The sequence below is a fragment of the Streptomyces caniferus genome (genome assembly GCF_009811555.1).
In the GTDB taxonomy this organism is placed as follows: Bacteria; Actinomycetota; Actinomycetes; order Streptomycetales; family Streptomycetaceae; genus Streptomyces; species Streptomyces caniferus.
The window spans coordinates 255,093-280,345 of sequence record NZ_BLIN01000003.1; the positions used below are offsets into that span (position 1 = coordinate 255,093).

General features: G+C 71.6%; 21 protein-coding genes and 2 pseudogenes. 10 read left to right on the top strand and 13 right to left on the bottom strand.

Going from position 1 to position 25,253, the window contains the following annotated elements; translation table 11 throughout:
* Positions 1-119: 119 nt before the first annotated feature.
* Together Scani_RS09815 and Scani_RS09820 are read left to right on the top strand one after the other, a co-directional pair.
* Positions 120-1,091, top strand: a complete 972-nt coding sequence (locus Scani_RS09815) for a LysR family transcriptional regulator (protein ID WP_246295672.1) — start codon at positions 120-122, stop codon at positions 1,089-1,091.
* Between the two features lie 335 nt (positions 1,092-1,426).
* On the top strand, positions 1,427-2,824 hold the full coding sequence (locus Scani_RS09820) for an amino acid permease (RefSeq protein WP_174872663.1): 1,398 nt from the start codon (positions 1,427-1,429) through the stop codon (positions 2,822-2,824).
* 78 nt (positions 2,825-2,902) lie between these two features.
* Here Scani_RS09820 and Scani_RS09825 read toward each other — a convergent pair whose 3' ends face one another.
* Positions 2,903-3,817 (bottom strand): LysR family transcriptional regulator, encoded by a 915-nt coding sequence (locus Scani_RS09825; protein ID WP_159472449.1) that lies wholly within the window; start codon positions 3,815-3,817, stop codon positions 2,903-2,905.
* Positions 3,818-4,003: 186 nt separating this feature from the next.
* On the opposite strand from Scani_RS09825, the gene Scani_RS09830 reads away from it, so the two are divergent.
* Together Scani_RS09830 and Scani_RS09835 are read left to right on the top strand one after the other, a co-directional pair.
* Entirely contained in the window at positions 4,004-6,976 is a 2,973-nt protein-coding gene (locus Scani_RS09830; protein ID WP_159472452.1) for an FAD-binding and (Fe-S)-binding domain-containing protein, read from the top strand.
* A complete protein-coding gene (locus Scani_RS09835; protein ID WP_159472455.1) occupies positions 6,969-8,117 on the top strand; it encodes a Glu/Leu/Phe/Val family dehydrogenase in 1,149 nt (382 codons plus the stop codon). The genes Scani_RS09830 and Scani_RS09835 overlap by 8 nt, the downstream gene beginning before the upstream one ends.
* 30 nt (positions 8,118-8,147) lie before the next feature.
* Here the strand turns inward: Scani_RS09835 and Scani_RS09840 are convergent, their stop codons facing one another.
* From Scani_RS09840 to Scani_RS09855, 4 genes are all read right to left on the bottom strand, one after another.
* Entirely contained in the window at positions 8,148-8,351 is a 204-nt protein-coding gene (locus tag Scani_RS09840; protein ID WP_246295674.1) for a PASTA domain-containing protein, read from the bottom strand.
* Between the two features lie 210 nt (positions 8,352-8,561).
* Positions 8,562-10,514 (bottom strand): glycoside hydrolase family 5 protein, encoded by a 1,953-nt coding sequence (locus Scani_RS09845; RefSeq protein WP_371872331.1) that lies wholly within the window; start codon positions 10,512-10,514, stop codon positions 8,562-8,564.
* Between the two features lie 380 nt (positions 10,515-10,894).
* The gene (locus Scani_RS09850) at positions 10,895-12,373 is read right to left on the bottom strand and encodes an FAD-dependent monooxygenase (RefSeq protein ID WP_159472460.1); all 1,479 of its coding nucleotides are present in this window, start codon (positions 12,371-12,373) and stop codon (positions 10,895-10,897) included.
* Complete coding sequence (locus Scani_RS09855) at positions 12,370-12,783, bottom strand: hypothetical protein (protein ID WP_159472462.1); 414 nt, start codon at positions 12,781-12,783, stop codon at positions 12,370-12,372. The genes Scani_RS09850 and Scani_RS09855 overlap by 4 nt, the downstream gene beginning before the upstream one ends.
* Positions 12,784-12,866: 83 nt before the next feature.
* Between Scani_RS09855 and Scani_RS09860 the strand changes: the two genes are divergently transcribed.
* Together Scani_RS09860 and Scani_RS09865 are read left to right on the top strand one after the other, a co-directional pair.
* Positions 12,867-13,379: a MarR family winged helix-turn-helix transcriptional regulator gene (locus Scani_RS09860; protein WP_218039169.1), complete on the top strand. Its 513-nt coding sequence runs from the start codon at positions 12,867-12,869 to the stop codon at positions 13,377-13,379.
* A 174-nt stretch (positions 13,380-13,553) separates the two neighbouring features.
* Positions 13,554-14,273, top strand: coding sequence for a hypothetical protein (locus Scani_RS09865; protein ID WP_159472464.1), 720 nt, complete (start codon positions 13,554-13,556; stop codon positions 14,271-14,273).
* Here Scani_RS09865 and Scani_RS09870 read toward each other — a convergent pair.
* A complete protein-coding gene (locus Scani_RS09870) occupies positions 14,270-14,863 on the bottom strand; it encodes a YcxB family protein (RefSeq protein WP_159472466.1) in 594 nt (197 codons plus the stop codon). The two genes, Scani_RS09865 and Scani_RS09870, sit on opposite strands and share 4 nt — an antisense overlap.
* Before the next feature lie 76 nt (positions 14,864-14,939).
* Positions 14,940-15,707: an HIT family protein gene (locus Scani_RS09875; protein ID WP_159472468.1), complete on the bottom strand. Its 768-nt coding sequence runs from the start codon at positions 15,705-15,707 to the stop codon at positions 14,940-14,942.
* A 269-nt stretch (positions 15,708-15,976) separates the two neighbouring features.
* Between Scani_RS09875 and Scani_RS09880 the strand changes: the two genes are divergently transcribed.
* Positions 15,977-17,797: a TIGR03767 family metallophosphoesterase gene (locus Scani_RS09880; RefSeq protein ID WP_159472470.1), complete on the top strand. Its 1,821-nt coding sequence runs from the start codon at positions 15,977-15,979 to the stop codon at positions 17,795-17,797.
* Positions 17,798-17,945: 148 nt separating this feature from the next.
* Here Scani_RS09880 and Scani_RS09885 read toward each other — a convergent pair whose 3' ends face one another.
* The 4 genes and pseudogenes from Scani_RS09885 to Scani_RS42335 form a co-directional block, all read right to left on the bottom strand.
* Positions 17,946-18,053 (bottom strand): zinc-binding dehydrogenase, encoded by a 108-nt coding sequence (locus tag Scani_RS09885; RefSeq protein ID WP_159472472.1) that lies wholly within the window; start codon positions 18,051-18,053, stop codon positions 17,946-17,948.
* Between the two features lie 16 nt (positions 18,054-18,069).
* Positions 18,070-18,351: pseudogene (locus tag Scani_RS09890) on the bottom strand (alcohol dehydrogenase catalytic domain-containing protein); the annotation flags it as partial.
* 224 nt (positions 18,352-18,575) lie between these two features.
* Positions 18,576-18,650, bottom strand: a pseudogene (locus Scani_RS40760) (hypothetical protein); the annotation flags it as partial.
* Positions 18,651-19,082: 432 nt separating this feature from the next.
* Positions 19,083-19,511 (bottom strand): hypothetical protein, encoded by a 429-nt coding sequence (locus Scani_RS42335; protein ID WP_413085349.1) that lies wholly within the window; start codon positions 19,509-19,511, stop codon positions 19,083-19,085.
* A gap of 134 nt (positions 19,512-19,645) precedes the next feature.
* On the opposite strand from Scani_RS42335, the gene Scani_RS42340 reads away from it, so the two are divergent.
* Positions 19,646-19,945, top strand: coding sequence for a hypothetical protein (locus Scani_RS42340; RefSeq protein WP_425577489.1), 300 nt, complete (start codon positions 19,646-19,648; stop codon positions 19,943-19,945).
* Between the two features lie 471 nt (positions 19,946-20,416).
* Here Scani_RS42340 and Scani_RS09905 read toward each other — a convergent pair whose 3' ends face one another.
* Entirely contained in the window at positions 20,417-21,157 is a 741-nt protein-coding gene (locus Scani_RS09905; protein ID WP_159472474.1) for a class I SAM-dependent DNA methyltransferase, read from the bottom strand.
* A gap of 83 nt (positions 21,158-21,240) precedes the next feature.
* Complete coding sequence (locus Scani_RS09910) at positions 21,241-21,696, bottom strand: winged helix-turn-helix transcriptional regulator (RefSeq protein ID WP_159472477.1); 456 nt, start codon at positions 21,694-21,696, stop codon at positions 21,241-21,243.
* Between the two features lie 162 nt (positions 21,697-21,858).
* On the opposite strand from Scani_RS09910, the gene Scani_RS09915 reads away from it, so the two are divergent.
* Together Scani_RS09915 and dacB are read left to right on the top strand one after the other, a co-directional pair.
* Positions 21,859-23,319 carry an MFS transporter gene (locus Scani_RS09915; RefSeq protein ID WP_218039170.1) on the top strand — a complete coding sequence of 487 codons (1,461 nt, stop codon included), beginning with the start codon at positions 21,859-21,861 and terminating at the stop codon, positions 23,317-23,319.
* 274 nt (positions 23,320-23,593) lie between these two features.
* A complete protein-coding gene (dacB, locus tag Scani_RS09920; protein WP_159472480.1) occupies positions 23,594-25,207 on the top strand; it encodes a D-alanyl-D-alanine carboxypeptidase/D-alanyl-D-alanine endopeptidase in 1,614 nt (537 codons plus the stop codon).
* Positions 25,208-25,253 lie beyond the last annotated feature (46 nt).

Below are 25,253 nucleotides of genomic sequence, written 5' to 3' on the forward strand. Positions count from 1 at the left end.
TGGCGGGGCTGTCAGTGCATGGCGAGAAGAGCTGATCAGCTAGCTGCCCGTCATCGTGCAGCACGCCAACCGTTGACGTCTACGAACAGTTGGTGCGTCCGATCTATTAGGATCTCTATATGGACTGGACGAGTGCCCAGCTGCGGTCCCTGGTGGAGCTGACCAGGCGCGGCACGATCACCGCGGCGGCACAGGCCCTTGGATACACGCCTGGTGGGGTCTCCCAGCAGATCGCCGCGCTGGAGAAGGCCGCCGGCATGGAGCTGCTGCGCCGGGTCGGGCGGCGGGTGGAGCTGACCGATGCCGGGCGGACGCTGGCCTGTCACGCGGAGCGGATCCTGTCGACGGAGGCGGAGGCCGTCGAGGCGCTGGAGCGCACCCGGCACGAGATCTCCGGGGTGCTGCGGGTGGGCCTGTTCGCCACGGCGGCCGCCGAGATCCTGCCGCCGGCGCTGCAGGAGGTGCGGCGGGTCCATCCGGGGCTGACGGTGCACAGCCGCGATATGGACGTGGACGAGGTGCACGACGCGGTCACCTCCGGGGCGGTGGACCTGGCGCTGGGGCTGGACTATCCGGATGTGCCCATTCCGCGCGAACCGGCCCTGCAGGTGCGCCGGCTGTACCGCGAGCGGTTCTCGCTGGCGGTACCCGCCGGGTCGCTGGACGGACGCGAGGTGGTCGGCCTGACGGAGACACAGGACCTGGGGTGGATCCTGCCGTCGGCCGACAGCTACTACGGCCGCGCGGTGCGCACGGCGTGCCGGCGAGCGGGCATCGAACCGCGCGTCCAGCACGTGGTGACCGATACCGCGGCCACGCTGGCGCTCGTCGAGGCGGGGATCGGGGTGAGCACCGTGACGGATCTGATGCTGGGCCTGCGCGCCTCGCGCCTCGATGTCGTACGGCTGCGGGAGAAGGTCGAGCGGCACATCGTGGTGATGTTCCGCTCCTCCGTCGAACACCGGCCGACGGTGGCGGCGCTGGTCGACGTCCTGCGGGCGGTGTCCGGCGCCCGGCGCGGCGCCCCGGCCCGCCACGATCCGCAGGACGGAACCCGGCGGCCGTCGTCGGGCCGCTCCCAACAAGCCTGAACCCTGGGCCGGTTGACCGAGTTCCGGAACAAGATGCCGCGTGCACGAGAATCCGGGCTCCTCACCCTGCGGCCTCCCTCCACCAGCTCCGCTTGCCCTCAGCCACGCAAGTTGTCGCGCTGGGGTCCCTGTTGCCGGGGAGAATCGTGGGTGAGGGTTCAGGCCAGTGGTGACCCACGCCACGACGGTGGCCCGTCGTGCCGCCGTTGCCTGACAGGGAGCGAGCGATGTCCCCCCATCACACCCCGAAATCTCCCGTTCGCGCGTTGCTGGGAAGAGGCCCCCAGGGAATCTTCCGGCGCACACTGCCGCATGAACAGCCCGGCGGTGAGCGCATGGTGCGCACGCTCGGCCTCACCCAGCTGACGATGATCGGCATCGGCGCCATCATCGGGGCCGGCATCTTCAGCCTGGCCGCGGCCGTCGCCCGTGATGTCGCCGGCCCCGCCGTACTGATCTCGTTCCTCGTGGCCGGCGCCGCCTCGCTCTGTGCGGCCTTCGCCTATGCCGAGTTCGCCGGCATGGTGCCGAAGGCAGGCTCGTCCTACACCTACTGCGCCGCGGTCCTCGGGGAGATCGTGGGCTGGATCGTGGGCTGGGACCTGCTGCTGGAATACACCGCCATCGTCGCCGTCGTGGCGATCGGCATGTCGGGTTACCTGGGATTCCTGCTGCAGGCGGTCGGCATCCACCTGCCGGCCTGGGCTCTGGGCGCCCCCGGCACCGGCGACGGCCACCGGGTCGATCTGCTCGCGGTGGCGATCTGTCTCGGCGTGGCCTGGCTGCTGACCCTGGGCACCCGGACCTCGGCCCGGGTGGAGACGGTGCTGACCGTCATCAAGATCGCCATCGTGCTGCTGGTGATCGTGGTGGGCTTCACCAAGGTCGACACCGCCCATCTGCACCCCTTCGCGCCATTCGGTTTCGGCGGCGCGTTCACCGGGGCGGCCACGGTCTTCTTCGCCGTCTTCGGCTATGACGCGCTGAGCACGGCGGCGGAGGAATCGGTGGAGGCACGGCGCAAGCTGCCGAAGGCGATGATGCTGTCGCTGGCGGTCTCCATGGTGCTGTACGTGCTGGTGTGCATCGTGCTCACCGGGATGCAGCGCTACAGCGAGCTCAATCCGAACAGCGGCATCTCCAGCGCGTTCCAGAGCGTGGGGCTGAGCGGGCTGGCCAATGTGATCGCCGTCGGCGCGGTCATCGGCATCGTCACCGTGACCTTCTCCTTCATGATGGGCGCCTCCCGCCTCTGGTACGCCCTCAGCCGCGACGGGCTGATGCCGGCATGGTTCGGCGCCATCCACCCCCGTCGCAAGGTTCCGCACCGCGCCACCTGGCTGATCGGCGCGGTGTCCGCCGTACTGGCGGGTCTGCTGCCCATCAACGCGGTCGCGGAACTCACCAACATCGGAGTGCTGTTGGCATTCGTGGTGGTCTCCGCTTCCGTGCTGGTCCTGCGCTACGCGAAGCCGCACCTCAAGCGCGAGTTCCGATGCCCGGGCATGCCGGTGGTGCCCGTCCTCGGCATGGCCTTCTCCGTCTGGCTGATGTCGTTCCTGCAGTGGGAGACGTGGGTGCGGCTCGGCGGCTGGCTGGTCGTCGGCCTGGCCCTCTACGCCGGCTACGGATACCGCCGCACCCGCAAGGTCATGCCGGGCGGCTCGGTGGACCTCGACGCCCTCGACCGGATGTCGGAGTCCGACGAACCCGAGCCCGCACCCGCCCCGTGACGGGCAGTCAGCCGCGCAGGCCGACGCTCCGCCGCTCCCCCGCCCTGGGAGCGGCGGAGCCCGTCCGCGACCGACAGGTCATTCGGCATACGCCGGGTGCAGATACGGTTCACCGACGGGTACCGCGCGCCGCAGACAGCGGAGCACGGCGGGGAGCAGCGGGTTGCTGTTCCCGCTGCGGTGCAGCGCCATCACCGTGCGGTGTGCGGAGCGCTGGGTGACCCGGGTCGCCTCGATGCCGTCGCCGGGCACATGACCGAGCGCCGGGACCACGGCCACGCCGAGCCCCGCGGAGACCAGTTGCCGCACCACGTCGTAGTTGTTGCTGCGGAAGGCGACGGCGGCCTCGAACCCCACGGCCGCACAGAGGCGGATGAACGAGCGGGCGCCGGCGGTGTCCTCCCGGCTGGTGATCCAGCGTGCCTCGGACAGCTGGGACAGCTGGCCGCTCAGACCGCTGTCACGCGCCCTGAGCAGGACGAGGTCCTCGCGCAGCAGATCATGACGAGTGAGGCCGCCGGGCCACTGGCGCGGGCTGAGGCCGTACTCGAAGACGAGCGCGACATCGAGATCGCCGTGGCTGAGCGCGGTGATGAGCTCCTCGGGCTCGCCCTCCTCCAGCTGGATCCGCGCCCGCGGGTGGCTTTCGACGAGCGCGGACAGGGCGGAGGGCACCAGCCGTACGTCGGCGGTGGGAAAACTGCCCAGCCGCAGCCGGCCGGTGGCGCCGGTGGCGAGCTCCTGCACCTGGTGGTCGAGGTCGTCCATGGCCGCCAGCACATGAGTGCTGAGATCGACCAGGCGGTGCGCCGCGGCGGTGGGGCGGATCCCGTGCGCCTCCCGCTCGAACAGCACCAGACCGGTCTCCTTCTCCAGTGCGGAGATCTGCTGCGAGATGGCGGAGGCGGTATAGCCGAGGTCGCGGGCCGCGAGGGCGAACGAGGCGCTGTGGACGACGGCCTTGAGTGTGAGCAGATGCAGTGGCTTCAGCAAGGCGGGCTCCCAAACGACGCGGGAGGCGAGCATAAGCATCCGTCGCCCTCGAACGCGAGCCTAAGCATTACTTGGCCTCAAGCGCGCATTCTTTCGTCCTGCTGGGCCTTGTGGCCGGCCCCGGCGCCCCACATCGTGGACGGGACCAGGCGGAACACGACGGGTGAGCACGAAGGAGCGAGCACGGTGACCTCGACAGCCCAGGGCCCCGACGGTCTCGACGCGGCAGCGGTGGCCGAAGCCCTCGGCCACGGGGACTGCGGCACGGTCGCCGGCGATGCCGGCCGCCGGGCGCAGTACTCGGCCGATGCCTCCAACTACCGCCGGATCCCGCTCGCCGTGGTCTTTCCCCGCGAGCGGCAGCACGTCCTCAACGCGCTCCGGGTGTGCCGCCGCCTGGGGGTGCCGATCACCGCACGCGGAGCGGGCACCAGCACCTCGGGACAGGCCGTCGGACCGGGCGTGGTGCTCGACTTCTCCCGCTACTTCAACCGGCTGACCGCGCTGGACCCGCACGCCAGGACCGCGACCGTGCAGCCCGGCATCGTCCTGGACGACCTGCAGCACGCCGCCGCCGAGCACGGCCTGCTCTTCGGCGCCGACCCCTCCACGCACAGCCGCTGCACCCTGGGCGGCATGATCGGCAACAACGCGTGCGGCTCGCACTCGCTCGCCTGGGGACGCACCGCGGACAACATCGTGGAACTCGAGGTGGTCACCTACCGCGGCACGGTGGTCCGGCTCGGCGAGATGACGCGGGGCGAGATCGACGCGGCCGTTGCCGCGGGAGACGACCGCGGGGAGCTGATCGGTGCCCTGGACCGTCTCGCGCGGCGCCATCTGGCGACGCTCCGCACCGAACTGGGGCGGTTTCCGCGGCAGGTGTCGGGCTATGCGCTGGAACACCTGCTGCCCGAGCGGCGCTTCAACCTCGCCAGAGCGCTGGTCGGCAGCGAGGGCACGCTCGCCGTCGTCCTCTCGGCGACCGTCCGTCTCCTGACGCCTCCCCCCGCGCGGGCCCTGGTCGTCCTCGGGTTCTCGGACGCCGGCGCCGCGGCCGATGCGGTCCCGGCGCTGCTCCGGCACGAGCCGCTGGCCCTGGAGGGACTCGATCGTGCGCTGACCGACATCGTCACCCGGCCCGGCACCAGGGCCACCATCGACACCCTGCCCACCGCGCAGGCCTGGCTGTTCGCGGAACTCGGCGGTCCCGCGGACACGCTGCCGCGGCAGGCCGAAGAGCTGGCCGGGACCGCGCGCCGGGCTGCGGGGTTCTCCGGCAGTGAGATCGTCACCGACCCCGTGCGCGCCCGCGACCTGTGGCGGATCCGCGAGGACGGCGCGGGCCTGGCCACCCGCCTGCCCCCGGTGACCGGGTCCGAGGCAGGTGCCGAGGCCTGGCCCGGATGGGAGGACGCGGCCGTCCCGCCCGACCAACTGGGCTCCTACCTGCGCCGGTTCATGGCACTGCTGCACCGCTACGAGTTGCAGGGCGCCGTCTACGGACACTTCGGCGAAGGCTGTCTGCACGTCCGGATCAACTTCGGCTTCACCACCGAACAGGGCACCGCCGCCTTCCGCGCCTTCCTCGAAGACGCCGCCCGGCTGGTCGCCGCGCACGGTGGCTCGCTGTCCGGCGAGCACGGCGACGGCCAGGCCCGCTCCGCGCTGCTGCCCCTGTTGTACGGACCCGACGTCATCGCCCTGTTCGAGGAGTTCAAGAACATCTGGGACCCCGACAACGGCCTCAACCCCGGCATGATCGTGCGGCCGCTGCCCGTCGACGGCAACCTCCGCGTCAGCCCGCACCGCACCCCCCTCCCCCTGACCACCGTCTTCCCCTTCCACTCCGACGACGGCGACTTCGCCAAGGCCACCCGCCGCTGCGTGGGCGTCGGCAAGTGCCGCTCCACCGCCCACCGCGGCGACGTGATGTGCCCCAGCTACCGGGTCACACGGGACGAGAAGGACTCCACCCGCGGCCGCGCCCGGCTGCTGTACGAGATGACCCAGGGTGAGGTGATCACCGACGGCTGGCGTTCCACCGAGGTGCGCGACGCCCTCGACCTGTGCCTGTCGTGCAAGGGATGCAGCGCCGACTGCCCCGTCGGCGTGGACATGGCCACCTACAAGTCGGAGTTCCTCCACCACCACTACAAGGGGCGCCTGCGACCCGCCTCGCACTACACCATGGGCTGGCTGCCACTGCTGTCACGGCTGGCCGCCCGGGTTCCCGGACTGGTCAACGCGCTCACTTCCTCCCGCCTCGCCCCCGTCCTCAAACGGCTCGGCGGTATCGCCGCGCAGCGGGACCTGCCCCGCTTCGCCGATCAGACCTTCCTGGCCTGGTTCCGGCGCCGCACGCCCGAGGGCGACGGCCGGCGCGGCCCGGTCCTGCTGTGGGTCGACTCCTTCAACAACCACTTCAGCCCGGAGGTCCTCCAGGCCGGCGTGGCCGTACTGGAGCACGCGGGCTTCCGGGTACGGGTCCCCGACGGCACGCAGTGCTGCGGCCTCACCTGGATCACCACCGGGCAGCTCGGAGTCGCCCGCCGTATCGCCCGGCGGACCCTCGCCGCGCTGGCTCCCGAGGTCCGGGCCGGCACGCCCGTCGTCGGGCTGGAGCCGAGCTGCACCGCGGCCCTCAAGAGCGACCTCCCCGAACTCCTCGACGGCGACGACGACGCCCGCGCGCTCTCCCGGGCCACCCTCACCCTCGCCGAACTCCTCGTCGACCACACGCCCGGCTGGCAGCCCCCGCTGATCGAGGGCCACTCGATCAGCCAGACCCACTGCCACCAGCACGCCACCTCCGGCTTCGGCGCCGACGGCACGCTGCTGGCCCGCATGGGAATCGACAACACCAGGCTCGATTCCGGCTGTTGCGGACTCGCCGGCAACTTCGGTTTCGAACGCGGCCACTACGACGTCTCGGTCGCCGCGGGCGAACAGGTGCTGCTCCCCGCGGTGCGCTCGGCCCCCGCCGCCACGCGAATCCTGGCCGACGGCTTCAGCTGCCGCACCCAGATCGCCCAGCAGACCGATCGCGGCGGCACCCATCTCGCCGAGCTGATCGCCCGGGCGCTGCCGCCGGCCGACGCCTCCGCCCGCACCACGCTCCCCGTTCTTCCTACCGACAAGGAACACACCCGTGACTGACGCACTCTCCCTCGTCGACGAGTGGGGCCCCGAGAAGATCGTCGTCGTCTCGCACCGCCGCACCGGCATGAAGGGCGTCCTGGTGATCGACAACACCGCCCGCGGCATCGGCAAGGGCGGCACGCGGATGAGCCCGGGCGTGACCGTCGACGAGGTGTCCCGGCTGGCGCGCGTCATGACATGGAAGTGGGCCGCCGTCGACCTCTTCTACGGCGGCGCCAAGGCCGGCATCGTCGCCGATCCGGCCTCCCGCGACAAGGAGGCGGTGCTGCGTGCGTTCGCCCGCGCGCTGTCGAACGAGGTCCCCCGCGAGTACGTGATGGGACTCGACATGGGCCTGACCGAAGACGACGCCGCCGTCATCCAGGACGAACTGGGCGACCGCGGCGCCGCCGTCGGCACCCCCGAGCACCTCGGCGGCGTGGCCTACGACAAGCTCGGCGTCACCGGCTACGGCGTCGCCGAGGCGGCCGACGCGGCGGCGCGGCACCAGGGGCTGGCGATGGCCGGCTCCCGGGTCGCCCTCCAGGGCTTCGGTGCGGTCGGCAGCGCCGCCGCCCGCCGCTTCGCCGAACTCGGGGCCACCGTCGTGGCGGTGTCCACCGCCCACGGGGCACTGCACGACCCCAGCGGCCTCGACGTCGACGCGCTGCTGGCGGCGCGGGACGAGCACGGCGACCGCTTCGTCACCCGCCACTCCCCCGGTGCCGTGCTCGCGCCGGGCGGCGAACTCATCGTGGACTGCGACATCTTGGTGCCCGCGGCCCTGCAGGACGTCATCGACCGCGGCACCGCACACGACATCAAGGCGAAGCTCGTCGTGGAGGGCGCCAATCTGCCCACCTCCGCGGAGGCCCGCAGCGTCCTCGCGGAGCGCGGCATCACCGTGCTGCCCGACTTCGTGGCGAACGCCGGCGGTGTCGTCGCGGCCGCCTTCGCGATGGACGCCCGCTACTCCGGGTTCCGGCCCGACACGTCCACCATCGTCGAGACGGTGTCGACGCGGCTGCGCGCCAACGCCATGACCGTCCTGGACGCGGCCCGGCGCCAGCAGGTCACACCGCACACCGCCGGCCGCCGGCTCGCCGAGGAACGCGTCCGCACCGCCATGCGGAGCAAGGGCCGCATCCCGCGCGACTGATGCGCCCGGCGTCGCGGCCGGCGCGCACCCTTACGGGCACGACTCCTTGCGCTTGACCACGGTGAGCGTGACCCGTCGGCCCTGCAGCGGGGTGCCCGCCGCCGGCTGCTGCGCACAGACCTTCCAGCCCGCCGGCCACAGCACATGGCGGCCGGCGCCGCGCCCGTCCCTGAGCTGGACGGAGGTGTCGTAATGGAGGGCCGCGTAGGCGGAGACCAGCCGCCGGCCTGCCACCTGCGGCATCCTCCCGGGGCCGTCCGCCTGGGCCGGAGCAGCCGGAACCAGAGCGCACAGGGCAAGGACCGAGGCAGTGACAATTCTGTTCACCACCGGACAACGATCACGACGGACCAGGGTCACCTCAAGAGCTCACCGGCCCGGCCGCTGTCCCCCGGTGAGGAACGCCGGCCGGGCGCGCCGACGTCGAGCCGGCGGGCCGACGCCTCATGAGAGCGGCCGGCAGAGCAGGGCTTCGGGGCTGTCCCGGTGTCCGGGGCGGGCGGTGTGGGCGATGCCTGCCGCGTAGGCGTCGGACGGGCACTGGCCCTTGTAGTGGCCGTAGGCGAAATCGCCACCGGGGTCGCCGGGCGGACGGTGGTCGCCACGGTCGAACCAGACGGTTTCCCCCGTCGTGCCGAGCGAGGCGCGGGCGGGCGTGCACAAGGCGGCGGAGACCCTCTCCCCGCGCAGGCTGTAGCCGGAGAGGAAGTGGCCCTCGGGGCACTGGAGCTTGCGGTAGCCGGGGGCCCAGTCTCCGCCGGCCGGGACGTACCGCTCGTCGCGTACGACCTCGGGAGAGCTGCCGGGCGAGCGCAGAGCGCCGGCGGTGGGGGCATCGGTGCACAGCCCGCGGCCCTGGGTGTGGCTGAGGCCGATCAGCCGCTCCCCGTCGGGGCAGGCGGCCTTGCGGGCTCCGACGTCCCAGTCGCCGAGGGCTCGTGCGCTCAGGGACTGGACGAAGTCGCGGTGGTCCAGGGTGAGCATGTGCCACGCGGGGGTCGGTGGCACGGAGCCCGTCCGTTGCGGTGCCGCCATCAGCCGGTTCCACGCCGCCGCGCGCCAGTCCTCGCCGTCGAGGATCCCGCTCCGGCTGCCGGCGGTGTCGTAACGCAGCAGGGCCCAGTTGTCCCCGGCCGGGCGGCCCTGGGCGTCGGTGCTCCAGCCGACGAGCGGCCAGTAGGCGAAGTCCGTGTCGGTGGCGGCAAGGTAGTCCGTCAGGTGGGTGAACCATGCGCGGGCGGCCGGGCCCCGCTCGTCGGCGCCGATACCGAATTCGCTGATCCACAAGGGTGCGGTGAAGTGCTGTCCGGTCTCGGCGGAGACGAAGAACGCCTGATCGTGCAGTACGGCGCGCAACTGGTCGTGGGTCAGGTCCTGATAGCGGGGGTCGCTGGTCTCCCCCACCCCGGTGGCGCCGCTGTGGCGCGGGCCGGTGTAGCCGTAGAAGTGGGCCGCGTAGACGAGTTTCCCGGAGCGGACCAGGGTGTGCGACAGCGTACGGACCGGGGTGAGGGTGGGGCGGCCGTGCGGCAGGCCGTCCACCGGCAGTCCGGTCCAGTTGATGCCCTCGATGATGAGGAGGAGGTGGGGAGCGGCCTCCGTCTGGATCCGGTCCGCCGCCTCCTGGGCGGCGGCCTGCCAGTCGTGGGCGTCGCCCAGGCCCCAGTTGGGGTCGTCCCAGACGTCGCGGCGCACTTCGTTGTAGAGGTCGGCCCCCACGACGCGGCTGTTGTCCTGGTAGCGCCGGGCCATGAAGACCCAGTCGTCCGCCCATTGCCGCGTGGTCTGGCGGCTGTTCCACCGCTCGTTGCCGTCGAGGCCGCAGCACCATCGGGTGGTGTTCGTATGGTTGTTGAGGATGACGGCGAAGCCGTCCGCGGTCAGGGCCTCGATCACGGCGTCATAGATCTGCAGCGGTGTCCTGCCGCGCAGCCGCGGGTTGGCGGCCACCGCGGCGTCCGGCACCGGGGCCGTGGAGTGGATCATCTCGTTGGAGAACGGCAGCCGGATGCTGTTGAGCCCCAGTGCGCGGAAGTCGTGCAGCAGCGAGGCGATGCCCACGCGGTCGAGCCCGAGCGGGATGCCGTGGGAGTTCTGACCACTGTGGTGGGCGGAAGGGTCGTCGATGTCGCCCGAACCGTTCCAGGAGCCCTGCGCGCCGTCCCAGTTGCCCGCCTTCCACCGGAACCGCTTCCCGTCCGCGTCGACGATGTACCGGCCCCTGGTGGACAGCGGAGCCTTCCACGCCGTGGCGCGTCGCGGTGCCGCGGACGGCCCGGCAGCGGCCGCATCCGAGAGGACGGGGGCAGCGGCCGCACCGGGCACGCCGCTCCCCGTGAGGATGAGGACGAGGCATACCGCCACCGCGCCGCACGCCGAGCGTAAGAAAGGCTTCACGTCATCCAGCCGCTTCGTCGGGTGTGCCCGCCGGGTGCGCCCGGCGAGCAGCCCCGCGGCGGGGACACCGCCGACGGGGCATCGACAAGCTACCGACGGGTGACGGACGGGGCCATACCTCCGCGGCCGATTTTCGGTCCGGCGGCACGGCGGCACGGCCGCTGATCGGCGGCCGTGGCCCTGGTCGCCGACCGCTGCGCCCGGCCGGTGACCGCCCGCCGAACTGCGCGCCTTTCAGAGCAGGTTGACGGGATTGACGTCGGTGCTCCGGTGGGGGCGCCCGGCCGGCCCGGGATCTTCCCGCCCGGCGACCCCACCGGCGGTCGGCCCGGAGCGCCGCCCGGCCCGACGGAACGGGCGGCGCTCCGGGGAACGGGCGCTTACGGGCGGGTCGTCCAGGCACGGACCGCCGCGGCCACCTCCTCGACGTCGGGTGCGGTCCAGGCGCGGGCGATATAGCCGTCCGGCCGGATCAGCGCGGCCGACAGGCCGGACCACGGCAGGGCCCTGGCGACCTCGACACGGGCCGAGCCAAGAGGCGTGAAGACGGCGCCGGCTGTGAAGTCGGCCAGCAGGAACCGGTCGACCGCCAGCCGGCGGTGCAGGGTGCCGTCCGACAGCGCGAGGTCGGGTGCGCGGCAGCCGTCCAAGGGGTGCCCCGGGGCCGGAGGGACATAGGACAGGCCGAGTCCGGACAGCCGGCCGGCGAGGTCGTCCGCCGTGTCCCCGCCCTTGGCGATCAGTGCGCTCATGAGGTCGCGCAGCGCCGCACCCGCCGGGGTGAAGGTGGTCATCAGGGCCGCCTGCGCCAGGGTGTTGCCGGCCAGTTCGGCGGCGACGGGGGCCCGCTCGCTCTCGTAACCGGCCGCCCCTTCGGTGATCGCGGCCGGTGCCCAGCCGTGGATCTCGGCCGCCAGTTTCCACGCCAGGTTCGCCGCGTCCTGCAGTCCGACATTCAGCCCCTGGCCGCCTGCGGGCAGATGCACATGGGCCGCGTCGCCGGCCAGGAAGACGCGGTTGCTGCGGTACTTCGCGGCGTGCCGGGTGGTGTCGTTGGCCGTGGACTGCCACCGCACCTCGCGCAGTCCGTGGTCGCCGCCGGTCATCCGCCGCAGGTTGGCGCGCAGCGCGTCGGCGGTCGGCGCCTGCGCCTGGCGTGCGCGCACCTGGCCGGGGGTGAGTCCGGTGTCCGCGGCCTCGGTGCCGAACACCCGGTGGTTGCCGTCGGGCAACGGGACCACGCTGAGCTGACCGTGCCGGTGGTCCCAGTGGTGCACGACCCCGTCCGGAGGGTCGGTCAGGGTGACGTCGGCGACGAATCCCACCATGGAGGGCGGGGTCCCCCGGAAGTCGATGCCGGCTTGCTGCCGTACGAGGCTGCGCGCGCCGTCGGCCCCCACCAGGTAACCGGCCTCGCGCACCCGGCCGTTGACGGTCACCCGGACCCCGTCGGCGTCCTGGGTGAACGCGGTGACGTCGTGGCCGTAGTGCACAGGTGTGCCGCGCCGGCGCAGGTGGTCCGCCAGCACCTGTTCGGTCGTCGTCTGGGGGACCATCAGCACGAAGGGGTAGGGCGTGTCGAGCCGCGTGTAGTCGAGTCCGGCGGGCAGCACGGCGAAGTGGGCCAGCGGTACGGGGTGCCCCAGCGCGACCAGGAGGTCGGAGAGCCGCCGGTCGCCTTCGGTGCGCAGCAGGGTGAGGACCTCCAGGGTCCGGGGGTGCATCGTGGTGGCCTTGGCGAGCTCGCTGCGGCCTGCCTTGCGCTCCAGCACCTCCACGGAGACCCCCGCGGCGTCCAGCAGAGCGGCGGTCAGCAGACCGACCGGCCCGCCGCCCGCGACGATCACATCGACGCTCATCGACGCCCCCGCCCGGGACGCAGCAGGCAGACGCCCGCGACGAGACCGGTGGTGGAGGCGACATGCACCGCGAACGCCTTCTTGTGGGGAGCCCAGACACCTGTCGTCGGGCCTCCGGACCACATCGCCGCCGCGAAACCGGCCCCGGCTGCCGCCATCGCGCCCCACATCGGCCGGCCGCGCCGCGGCCCCGCGGCCACGCCGATTCCGACGGCCGCCAGGCTCCCCGCGGTGATCAGGGCCTCACGGGCCATGTGGTACTGCACATGGCCCGCGCCGTCCCGCGCCTCGGGCGCCCGATAGGTGTCATCCGTGATGTGGGTGACGGTCTGCCAGACCGACGGCAGAGCCGCCGCCATTCCGGCGACGGTGACGACTTGGCCGAGCTTCTCCCGCGTAATGCGCGCCATGACTCCGGCTCCTCCTCCAGTTGTCTTAACGTGAAGATAATTAACGTTCGCCTTTCAGTCAACGCGCTGCTAGAATCCGCCATGTGACCGAAAGCTCGCCCCGCGACCGCGTCGACGGCATGATCGACGTCATCTCCAGTGCGCACGACCTGACCGACCTGGAGTCCAAGGCGCTGGTGTACCGCCTGCGGCGGGTGGCGCATCACATGGAGACCGAGCTCAAGCGCGAACTGACGCGGTACGGAATCGAGTTGTGGGAGCTGGAGCTGCTGGCCTGTCTGCGCCGGGCGGTGCCGCACCATCGCCTCAGCGCCAAGGACCTGATGGCACAGATGCAGCTCACCACCGGAGCCGTCACCAATCGCGTTTCACGCCTCGAAGCCAAGGGGTGGGTCAGCAGGGAACTCGACCCGGCCGACCGCCGGAGCGTCCTCGTCACGCTCACCGAGCGCGGCCTCGACCGCGCGACGCAGGTCTTCGCCACCAAGACCGAGGCCGAACGCACCCTGCTCTCCGCGTTCACCCACGAGCAGCAGCAGGAGCTCAATGCCGTGCTGCGCACGTTGCTGATCAGCCTGGAGGGGCGTCACCCCTGACCGGTGCAGGGTGGCGGCGCCGCGCCCCGCGCCGTCGTACGGCTGGGCGGCGTACGATCCGGCCCGGCGCATCGCGCCCACCGCTGCACCGCACCGGCGAGCACGTAGGGTGACCCCTCCATCACGGAACCGGGTGCCCCACCGCACTCGGTCCCACCGGAGAAAGGGACATGCATGCGCGCTCGCCCTCTCGCCACGGCCGTCGTTCTGGCATTCACCACCGCCCTTCTCGCAGCCGCCGCCCCGGGGCGCCCTGCCCCCACTGCCCTCACGCCGTCCGGCGACCGCGCCACCGCCACCGCTGCCGCCGCCACCCGTCTCGCCGGAAACACCGAGGTCCCCGTCAAGGGCGGTTCGGCCCGTTTCGACGCGCCCCCGAAGACCCTCGCCGCGCTCAAGGCCCGCGGCGTGGCGATCGCGGAGATCGACACCCAGGGCCAGATCAGCCCGCACTACTCCACCGGCAGCATCGACCTCGGTATCAAGAGCGGGACGGTCACCAACAGCGGCGGCAAGGTCGGCGGTGAGCTCCGGTTCACCCGCGCCGGTATCGCGCTGATCAACATCAGGACGAAGAAGGTCGTCAAGGTCACCGGCTTCGTCGGCGACCTCTCCCAAGGCACCCTCGACGCCGTCCTGAACCGGGGCGCGAAGACCACCCTGGGCACGTTCACCCGGCCCCGCACGACGTCGTCCATCGACACCGAGGCCGCCGTCCTGCGCATGGACACCGACCTCGCCGTCACCGCGGCGGCCGCCGCCAGGCTCAACGCGGCCCTCGGCACCCCGTTCTTCACCGCCGGCGGACCACTGCTGCGCATCCGTATCGACGCCGCTCTCGACCCGTCCGTCGACCTCGGAACCGCCCTCAACCTGGGGCATCACGTGCCCTAGGGGAGGTCGCGCGAGACCCCCTGGCCCTGCGAGGAGGCCCGCCCGGGTGCGGGACGCGCCGCGCCGATCCGGGACGAGCGCTGGTCGAGCAGAGCGCGCAGCCGGTCGGTGTCGCCCGCTCCGCTCGCCCCGCGCTTGGGCAGCAAGGTGATGCTGGAGGCGTTCTTGTCACCGCTCAGCAGGACGAAGAGCCGGGGCGTCTCGGCGTAGCGGGGTGCCGCCTGCCAGGTGAGGCTGGTGGCACCCTGCTCGGTCGCGACGGTGACGCCGGACTCGTCCACGACGATCCGCTGCTCGCCCTTCGCGGCGGCCAGCCGGTGGAGGCCCTTGGCCTGCATCCGCGTCTGGCCCAGCAGGAGCAGCAGGACGAGCGGCGGCATCACGACGAGCGGCAGGTCCACGCCGTCGTCGCCCGACAACGACAGCACCGCCGCGCCCACCATGCACACGGCCGCGAACACCATCAGCCGGCGCGTACGGCGGGCCGAGACCGAGACCTTCGCCCGGGCCCCCAGCGCCTCCCGGAAATCCTCGACCGCCGGTCTGTACGACAACTCCACCTGTGCCACGTCCCGTTGCCCCCCACTCATCCGTGCTCCCCGCCGACATGTCCGAACGGAGATCCTAGCCTCGCCGTGCACGCAGGTCGGCGGCCCCCGCACGGCATCACTGCCACTGGGGAGTCCAGGGCAGCGGAAGGCCGTCGCCGTGGTGCCGGGGGACCAGATGGACATGGGCGTGGAAGACGGTCTGCGTCGCCGCCGGGCCGACCGCGGTGATGATGTTCAGGTCACCGGCCAGTTCCCCGCCGAGTTCCGCCGCGCGTTGCATCACCGCGGCGGTCACGGCCGGATCGGTCGTCGCGTCCCGTACGTGGCGGCGCGGGACGACCAGGAGGTGACCGGGGACGACCGGGCGGCGGGGGACGATCGCCAGGGCATCCGGCCAGTCGCGGACGAGCCGGGCGGGCGCGGTACCGGCGGCGATACGGCAGAACGCGCAGGACTCCAGTTGTTTCGCGGGTTCGCGGTGGATCAGCGGACGGGCGATGTCGCGGTGCTCGACATCGACCGCGGTACCGCGTTCGGCGAGCCAGTCGGCGACCGCGCGGGCGACGGCCGGGGCGCGGTGGCGGCCGTACCAGCAGGCGACGTACAGATGAACGGCCTCCTCGGCGGCGGCCCGGTGCAGGGCCAGCATCTGACGACCGGTGCGCTCGACGGTCCGCCGGGCCTCCGGGGCGGACAGGACATAGTCACGGACCGCGGGGTCCAGGCCGGTCAGCGGGACGAGAGCCTCCGTGACGGCGGTGTCGGCCGGGTCCCACATCCGGTCACGGACGTCCAGCACGAGGGCGCCGGTGTCGTGCCGGGGCGGGGCACCCCAGCGGGCGCCGTAGGACGTGATCCGGACCGGGGCGACGCTGCTGGACATGACCTCTCCTGTCACGGGGAGCTGGGGGACCTGGGGAATCTCACGGGCCGGGAGACCTGTGCCCGCCCGCGTAGCGCATCGCCGTCCGCGGGCGGGGGCCGGACGGGCGGACCGTACCGACGGACAGACCGTACCGACGGGCAATGGGTGTGCCCAGTTCCGGGCACGTTCAGCTTCTGGTCACGCGCGCCGCCCAGCCTCTGGAATGAGACATTCCGTTTGGTGACACCGCTGTGGTCAGGTACCCCGGCCACGGCACGGAGGGCCTGATGGCCGGTATTGAAACCCACATCCCCACCAACCGTCGTCGCTTTCTCCTCAGCTCCGGTGGCGCCGTCGCCGGAGTCGGTGCCGCATGGGCACTGCCGAGCCAGCGCAGCAGCAGCGGCCCCCCGGGCGCCGCACCCGCACAGCCCCTTACGCAGACGTCGCCGGACCGCCCCGGCGCGCGACGCGCGGCACCGTACGGGGCCACCACCCTGGACACCGCGGCGCACCTCGGCGGCAGCGGCGGCTACCGCCGGATCACCTCCGGCCCCGGATGGCCCCTGGTCGTCCGCGGTGAACTCGCCGCCGCGTCCTCCGGGCGCCAGGACCGGCGCACCGCCCTGGCGTGCTTCGTCCAGTTCACCGACCTCCATGTGGCCGATGTCCAGAGCCCGTTGCGCACCGAGTACCTGCGCGCCGGATCGCCCGGATCGTGGCGGGCGCAGGAGGCGCTGTCGGTGGCCGGCGCGGTGTCGCTGGTGGAGCAGGCCAACGCGGTCCGCGGCGGACCGCACACCGGCCGGCCGCCGGCCTTCGTGATGTCCACGGGCGACAACATCGACAACCACTCGACGGCGGAACTGGAGTGGTTCCTCACCCTCATGAGCGGTGGCCGGATCACCCCCAACACCGGTGATCCGACGGCGTACGAGGGCGTACAGAATTCCGGCCTCGCGCTGTACTGGCACCCGGACGACGCCCTGCGCGACCAGGACAAGAGACGCGGCCTGCCGTCGATACCCGGCTACCTCGAAGCCGCGATGCGTCCGGTCGTCAGCCCCGGCCTGCGCCTGCCCTGGTACTCGACGCCCGGCAACCACGACGACCTGCCGGGTGGTTGTCTGGCCCCGCAGGACCCCGTGCTGGCGGACTACGTCACCGGGGCGCGCAAGCTGTTCTCCGTACCGGATACCGATGTGGCCGCCTTCGCCAAGGTTCTGGACTCCGGCGGCGACCCCAAGAGCACGGTGCTCAAGGACATCCTGCGCCACAACGCCGCCGGAGCCCGCACCGTGACCGCCGACGAGCGCCGCCGGATGTTCACGCCCCACGAATACCTGCGGGCACATCTGGACCCGGCGGTCGCCGGCGCGGGACCGGTCGGGCACGGCTACACCGACAACCACCTCGGCGGTGACCGGATGTACTACTCCTTCACCGTCGCCGAGGGCGTCATCGGCATCAGCATCGACACCACCTACCGCAGCGGTCACTACGAGGGGTCGCTGGGCACCGAACAACTGCGTTGGCTGGAGCGGACGTTGGCCGCCCACAGCTCCCGCCATTACGACGCGGACGGCCGGCTGGTACGCAACACCGGCGCCGACGACGCGCACATCCTGGTGTTCAGCCACCACCACAGCCCGAGCATGACCCGGCGCCCCGACGCGGGCCGCGCGGAGGAGCAGCGGCACGACGGCGAAGAGGTCATCGCCCTGCTGAGCCGCTTCCCGAACGTGGTGGCCTGGATCAACGGCCACAGTCACGTCAACCACATCACCCCGCACGCCCACCCGACGACCGCCCGCTCCTTCTGGGAGGTCAACACGGCCTCGCACGTGGACTATCCGCAGCACGCACGGATCATCGAGCTCGTGGACAACCACGACGGGACGCTGTCCCTGTTCACCACGCTCATCGAGTCCGCCGCACCGCACCGCACGGACTTCGACGACCTCTCCGCCGTCGGCCTCGCCTCGCTCTACCGGGAGCTGTCCTACAACGCACCCGGCCTCGCCGCCGGCCTGCACCACGGCGTCCACGAAAAAATGGCGGGCACCCCGGCGGACCGCAACACCGAACTCCTCGTCCGCCGGGCGTGAGCCAGGCCCGCCCCCACCAGCCCTTTGCCGCCCCACCGGTGGCCGCTGATCCCCGCGCCCGCCGACGGGCCCCGTCCGCGCCGCCCCGGCCGCCTCGGCCGGGCCGGCCGTCTCCGCCGGGCACCGGCCGTCTCCGCCCGTACGAGGCCTACTCGTCCGTCGACACGGCCACCACCTGCTTGCCCACCACTCCGCCTCGCTCGAATGCCTGATGCGCCGAGGCGATGTCCGTCAGCGGATACACGCTGTCGATCACGGGAACTGTGCCGCTTGAGCGGGTGCACCGTGCCCCATACCCGGTCTCCCACCTGGCACCGGGGGACGTCGGCACCGGTCGCGGCGACGACACCGGCGAAGTCCAGCCCCACGCCGATCGGGAACCGCCATCCGGTCACGACGCGCAGTCCCCCGGCGCGAACGATCGTGTCGAGTCCGTTCACGCTCGACGCCCCGACGGATATCAGCACCTCGCCCGCACCGGGTACGGGACGGTCAACCTCGTTGATCTGCAAGGCGGTTGGCGCGCCGAAGCCGGTGATCTGAGCGGCCTTCATGTCATGTTCCTTTCGGGTGGATTGCCGGTCGGGCAATGGGGGTTGGTGCGGAAGTCGTGAGGGCCCGAGCGGGCCGTGATGACCGCGGCCGCGCGCGTACGCCTCGCCCGATCGGCGTGGGCGAGAGGACGAACGGGGCGAGACGGCGGCGTGAGCTGAGGTGACGGCCAGGGCGAGACCGCGGCTTCGGCGAGGCGCCGGCCGGTGCGGGGTAACTGCCCGGCTCAGGGCAGGAGTACGACCTTGCCCTGGTGGCGACGCGCTTCGATGTCCGCGTGGGCCCGGGCGGCCTCGGCGAGCGGGTAGGTGCGCCAGCCAGGACCGCCGCGCGGCCCTGAACAAACTGCTGGAGCCCTCCGGCGTCCAGCTCGACGCCCCCGAGTTCACCCTGCTCTACGGGCCGGTCCTCGCCCGCCTCTTCCTCGACCGCAGCCACGTGACCGACGAGTTCATCGACATCGCTGTCACCCAGTGGCTCACCACGCTCGAAGGACTGCGGCAGCCGGGAACTCCATAACTCCACGCGGCCGGCAACCGGGCCGGTTCGCAGCAGCCCGGCGGCCGATTTCGGTGGTCCGGCTTCGGCCCCTGACTCTGGCCCCGGCCCCGGTCCTCGATCGACTCCGAAGCCGATGTGCCGACCAGCCCACCGGTGTGTTCGAGAATCAGTCGGACAGTCCAGGGCGGGCGACCTCGGCAGGGGCACCCTCATCGCCCACTGACGGGACCGGTCAGTTCCTGCTGAGGGTTCGGGTGACACCCGCGACGACAGCGGTGGTCAGCAGCCAGCCGACCGCGATCAGGAGGTAGGCGAATTGCTGGACGCCGGGGGCGGTCCAGTACCAGGCGGTGCGCTGGCCCAGGCCACCGATCGGGATCAGCAGGTCCAGGGTGTAGACGAGGGCGCTGAAGCCCGGCCCGGGGGCAGAACCGGCCGGGTGCGGGGTGTGGGCGCCGAAGACGGTCGTACCGAGCCCGGCGAAGGCCAGCAGCCACAACGCGGCGAGCCAGGGACGGTAGCCGTAGCCAACCGCAGCGTCGAGGAGCACTCCCCAGAGCCGCCCGGCCGGGTGCAGGGTGCGGCGGCGGTGACGCTGTTTGGCCAGCAGCACCCGGCGCGCATCGTCGTCGTGGCCGGCCTTCCGGTACCAGCTCGCCAACTGCTCGTACGGCTGAGGGCTGTAGCCCGGGCTCCCGCGCGCCCTTCATGAACAGTCCGCCAGGCAACTGCGCCCCGACCAGCCGTACTTCACCATGGGCGATGAACCCGCCCCGGCAGAAGACGCCCCCTTCCATGACCAGACCCCCGGCCGCCAAGGCCCAGCCCTCGGGCGCGATCAACTCGGCGCCATTGAGGAGCAAGACGCCGGATATGCGGGCGTCGCTGAGCGAGACGGCCGTGCTCACGCGGTTGAAGGGCGAGAAGGCGGTGCCTTCCACGACGGAGTTCCGCAAGTCGAGGTTGCCCTCGATACGTGCCGAATGGGCTTCGAGGCCCGGCACCCGGCTGCCCGAGATCACGAGCGTCTGCGTCGTGGCGCCGAGAAGGTCGACCGACTCGTCGAACCAGCAGTCCTCCAGCCAGAGGGACTGATCGAGCTGTGCGCCGGCCAGGTTCAGGTGCCCGGATATGCGCGCTCCGGCGAGCCGCAGACACGCGACCGAGCCAGGTTGTGCGGTGTTCGCGCCCAGCAGGAGCGCGGCGATCACGGTGGCCTGAACGGTACGTTCACTACCCCACAGCCCACCCCCGGCAACACGGTCGTCCTCTGGCACCCCCGTGCGCAGGTCAACGGAGCGCCCTTCGGGGAACGCATCCCACACCTCACGTTCCGCCGACGTCAACTCGTCGTGTGAGTACACCCATGCAGCGTAGTGACCCTTGCTTCCGGCTGCCTCGTCTCAACGGGCTCCGTAGGAAAGCGGCTCATTCTGCGAGTGGTTGCAGGCCGTCTCCAGGGGCTGCAGAACGGTGTCGGCACTACGCGCCGCCAGGTACACCAGGAGCACGCGCGCGAGGACAAGCTGCCTTCAGCGGACGAACAGACCGCACCACCCCTCGCGTTCAGGCGGCGGGCTTCTCCCAGACCGAGATGTGGCGGGGGCTCTCGCTGGTGAAGGGCGTCCGTGACCAGCCCTCCCATCGGTCGCGCAGGCGCAGCCCGGCGAGGCGTGCCATCAGGTCCAGTTCGGCGGGCCAGACGTACCGGAACGGGATGGACTCGTACGTGGCATGCCCGTCCACGATCGTGACGTAGTTCGAGCTCATCGCCTGTGTGGCCACGTCGTAGGTGTCGAACGCCCAGCGTGTCGGGCTGATGTGGAAGGGCACGGCGGTCTGCCCGGGCGGCAGTCGGCGCAGGTCCGGTACACCCACCTCGATGACGAAGCAGCCGCCGGGCTTCAGGTGGGCGGCGGCATTGCGGAAGCAAGCCACCTGGGCGTCCTGTGTCGTCAGATTGTTGATCGTGTTGAAGACGAGGTAGGCGACGGTGAAGGTGCCGGCCACCCGTGTTGTCGCGAAATCACCGATCGTGACGCCGATGGCGTCGCCGCCGGGTTTGGCGCGCAGTCGGGCGACCATGGCCCGGGACATGTCGATGCCGTGCACCGGGACCCCGCGGCCGGCGAGCGGCAGCGCAATGCGGCCGGTGCCGATGCCGAGTTCGAGCGCCGAGCCCTCGCCGGCCAGTTCGGCCAGCATGCCGACCGCCGGCTCCACGGCTTCCGGGCTGAACATGTCCGCCGCCGACTCGTCGTAGGTGGCCGCGACGTTCTCTCCGAAGTAACCGTCCTCATCATGCATTCCGGGACCGTATCGCTCATGACCCGGCCGGGGCGCGCGGTTTTCCATGCGAGCGCGCCGCCGACCCGCATGCGCGAAAGTCGTCAGTCGTTCGGCCGAGGCGTGTCGATGACGGGCGCCGACACCGAGACGCAGCCGTCCCTCGCTGTCTGGTTCTCGTCTGCCTGATGCTCGTGTGCCTGGCTGTCGCCCGCCTGATTCTTGAGTTGTTCCCGGTACCAACTGCCCCACGTTTCCAGCTGGTCGATGATGCCCCGCAAGCTTTCACCGACCTCGGTCAGGGAGTACTCCACCTTCGGTGGCACTTCCGCGTAGACCGTCCGTGACACCAGGCCGTCCTCCTCCAGCTCGCGCAGCTGCCGGGTCAGCATGCGCTGGGTGACGGTGGACAAGGCCTGCTTCAGCTCGCCGAAGCGGTGTGTGCCCAACAGGAGATACCGGAGGATCAGCAACTTCCATTTTCCGCCGACGACCGACAGTACGACCTCGGTATCGCACCAGGCGGCCATCTCGTCCACACGTTCGCGTTCACGTCGCATGACCCTCACCGTAAGGAGGTATACCGAGCGAAACCAACGGACACGAGGGGTACACAGGCACATCAAAGACCGTACTTGTGGCCCAGGTTGCGGGCTGCACAGAGTGGTGGGGTGCTGACCGGGACCCAACGAACGACGCCCCGTCGATGGGCAGTGCTGGGCGTGCTCTGCGCCAGTCTGCTCATGGTCGGGATGGACCTGACGGTGCTGCATGTGGCGGTGCCGACGATCAGCAGAGAGCTCCTGCCCGGCGGGTCCGAGCTCCTCTGGATCGTCGACAGCGAGGCGCTCACCGTGGCCGCCGGACTCCTCACGTGCGGAACGCTCGGGGACCGGTTCGGACGCAAGCGGATGCTGATCTGCGGCTACGTGGTCTTCGGACTGGCGTCGGTAGGCGCGGCGCTGTCCTCCGCTCCAGGGCAGCTGATCGCCTCCCGGGCGGCGCTCGGCGGCGGCGGCGCGATGATCATGGCGAGCACACCGGCCCTCATCAGGGCCGTGTTTCCCGACGCACGCGAGCGGTCGGTAGCCGTCGGCCTGTGGACGGCAGCGAACAGTGCGGGAGTCTCCGTGGGACCACTCCTGGGCGGTCTGCTGATCGAACACTTCTGGTGGGGCTCGGTCTTCCTGGTCAATGTGCCCATCGTCGTGTGCGCTGTGGTGAGCGCATTCCTGCTGGTGCCCGAGTCGCGCAACGACCGCTCGCACCGGTGGGACGCCCCGGGCGCCGCGATGTCAGCCGTCGGGCTCGGCGCCGTCGTCTACGCCTTTCAGCAGCTCGGCGAACACGACGCGGCGGAGCCCGCGGTGTGGGGCATCGGGCTCACCGGGGCGGTGCTCCTTGTCGGCTTCGTCGTCCGGCAGCGGCGAATCCCCCATCCGTTGCTGGATGTCAGGCAGTTCTCCGACCGCCGGTTCACCGTCTCCGCGCTGTGCATATTGGGGTGTTACGGGGCTTACACAGCGTTGCTGTTCCTGCTCACGCAGCGTTTCCAACTCCTGGACGGTTATACGCCGTTGGGTGCCGGCCTGACCCTGGTCCCGTTGGCGTTCGCCAATGCGTGCGGGGCAGCGGTGGCGCCCCGCTTCGCCGCGCGCTGGGGATGCCGACGTGGTCTGTCGGGCGGACTGCTGCTGTGCGGGCTGGCGCTGGCCTCTTTCACGCTGTGGGGAGCCGCCGGTAACCACGCGGCTCTGCTGGCCGCGGGAGTCGGATCCGGAATGGTCATGGCACTGGGTTCGGACGCGATGCTGGGCACGGCGAAACCCGAGCGCGCGGGAGAAGCCGGCGCCGTTCAGGAAACGTCCTTCTCCCTGGGGGCAGGGCTCGGCCTCGCGCTCTTGGGGACCGTGCTGTCCCTGGGGTACCGGTCCGACTTCGCACGAGTGCCGGGCGCCTCGGCACGCCAATGGGACACGGCGCGCAGTTCGCTCGGTGCGGCATCCGAAGTGGCCACGCGTGCCGGGGGACGGGTCGGCGACGGGCTGCGGAACGCCGCGGCGCACGCCTTCGACACCGGCTTCGCGATGGCCACCGGGAGCGCCGCCGCGGTCCTCGCCCTGCTGAGCGTCCTGGCGTGGAAGGGAATGCGCGAGTCCGACGGCCGTAGCGGCAGCGAGTGACGTCGGCCGGGAAGCCGGGTGGCATTCAGCGACGATGCATCGGTCGCGGCGCGCCGGCAGGGCGACCGATGGCAAGGGGAACGGCGCACGCCGCGTCCGCGCCTCTTCGGACGAGGCCGGAGATCAGGCCGGGGTCCCTCGGTCGGCCGCTCCGGCGCACCGGCCGGCCGGGGGACCCCGGCCGCACCTGCGTCCCGGTGGTGGCGGTGAGCAGTACCTTCAGGGGGAGATAGCGGTAGATACGGGACATATCAACACCATCGGTGGAGTCCGCATGTCATCCCCCTCCGTCACGCGCAGGACCAGCCACAGACGTCTCGCCGGCGCGCTGGGTGTTCTGCTGGCCGTCGCCGTCGTCGTCATCGGACTCGTCCAGGGCTCGCCGTCCCCCACACCGCCCCGGGCGCTCGACCCGCGGATCACTTCGGTCATGCACAAGCCGGACTACCGGCATGCCCAGTGGGGGCTGTTCCAGCAGAACCCGGAGACGGGCAAGGTGACGCAGTCCCGCTATGCCGACCAGTTCTTCATTCCCGGTTCGACGGCCAAACTGGTCAGCGTCAGCGGCACCTGGCACACCCTCGGCAGCGAGCACCGCTTCGTCACCCCGGTCCATGCCGTCGGGCAGCGCCGCGACACCACGCTCAAGGGCAACCTGGACCTGGTCGCGCAGGGCGATCTGACCCTCGGTGGCCGCACACGCAAGGACGGCACCGTCGCCTTCACCGACATCGACCACACCTACGCCAACGACGTCCCGGGAGCCACCCTCACCCCAGAGGACCCGCTGGCCGGTATCCACCACCTGGCCCGGCAGGTGCGCGCCTCGGGGATCCGGCGGGTCGACGGCGACGTGGTCGTCGACGCGCGTCTGTTCCGGCCGGACCCCGTCCTCGCCCCGACCCCCACACCGCTGATCATCAACGACAACGTGATCGACCTGCTGACCTCCCCCGGCGCCAGGGCGGGCACCCCGGCCGCCCTGGAGTGGCGCCCGAAGGTCGCGCCGTACCACGTCACGTCCGCCGTCCGCACCGTAGCGGCGGGCAAGCCGTCCGACATCGCCGTGAGCAGCTCCCCCGACGGCACCCGTATCCGCCTGTCCGGCACCATCGCCGCCGGGTCCGCCCCCGTCCTGCGGGTGTCGGCCGTCAAGGACCCGAACGCCTTCGGCCGGACCGCCATGATCGAGGCCCTGAAGGGCGCCGGGGTCGAAGTCCGCGCGAAGGCGGTCGGCCCCAACCCGGCCCGGCAGTTGCCGAAGTCCTACCAGGGCGCGCCGACGGTGGCGCGGTACACCTCCCCCACGTACTCCGAGTACGCCAAGCTCATCCTCAAGGTGAGTCACAACCTCGGGGCGAACCTCGGGATCTGCCTGATGGCCACCAGCACGGGCAGCCCCGACTGCGCGAACGGCTTCCCCGTACTGGCCGCGTTCCTGGACCATGCGAAGGTCGACCGCAGGGCCGTCCAGCTCGCCGACGGCCGCGGCGGCAATCCGGCCGACCGGACCACACCACGCGCTCTGGCGGAGATCCTGACGTACTGGCAGCACACCCGCGACGCGCGGACCTTCCGCACCTCGCTGCCGATCCTGGGCGTCGACGGGACCCTGGCGGATTCCTGCCGCAGTTGCCCGTCCCGGGGGAAGGTCTTCGCCAAGACCGGCACCACGGTGGGCGGTGACGCCCTCAACGACCGGCTGGCCGTGGGCGCGGAGACCACGGCCGGCTATCTGGAGACGCGTCCGGGCCGGTTCGATGTGTTCTTCGCCGGGGTGAACGGCGCGTCGACCCCCAACGCCGGAATCAACGGCGTTCTGATCAGCGGCGACGACGTGGCCGACGTCGCCGCCCACCTCCAGCAACAGGCATCCGGCCGAGACTGAACGGACGGGACCGATGCCCCCTGCCCGTCGCCCCTCGCCCCTTGCC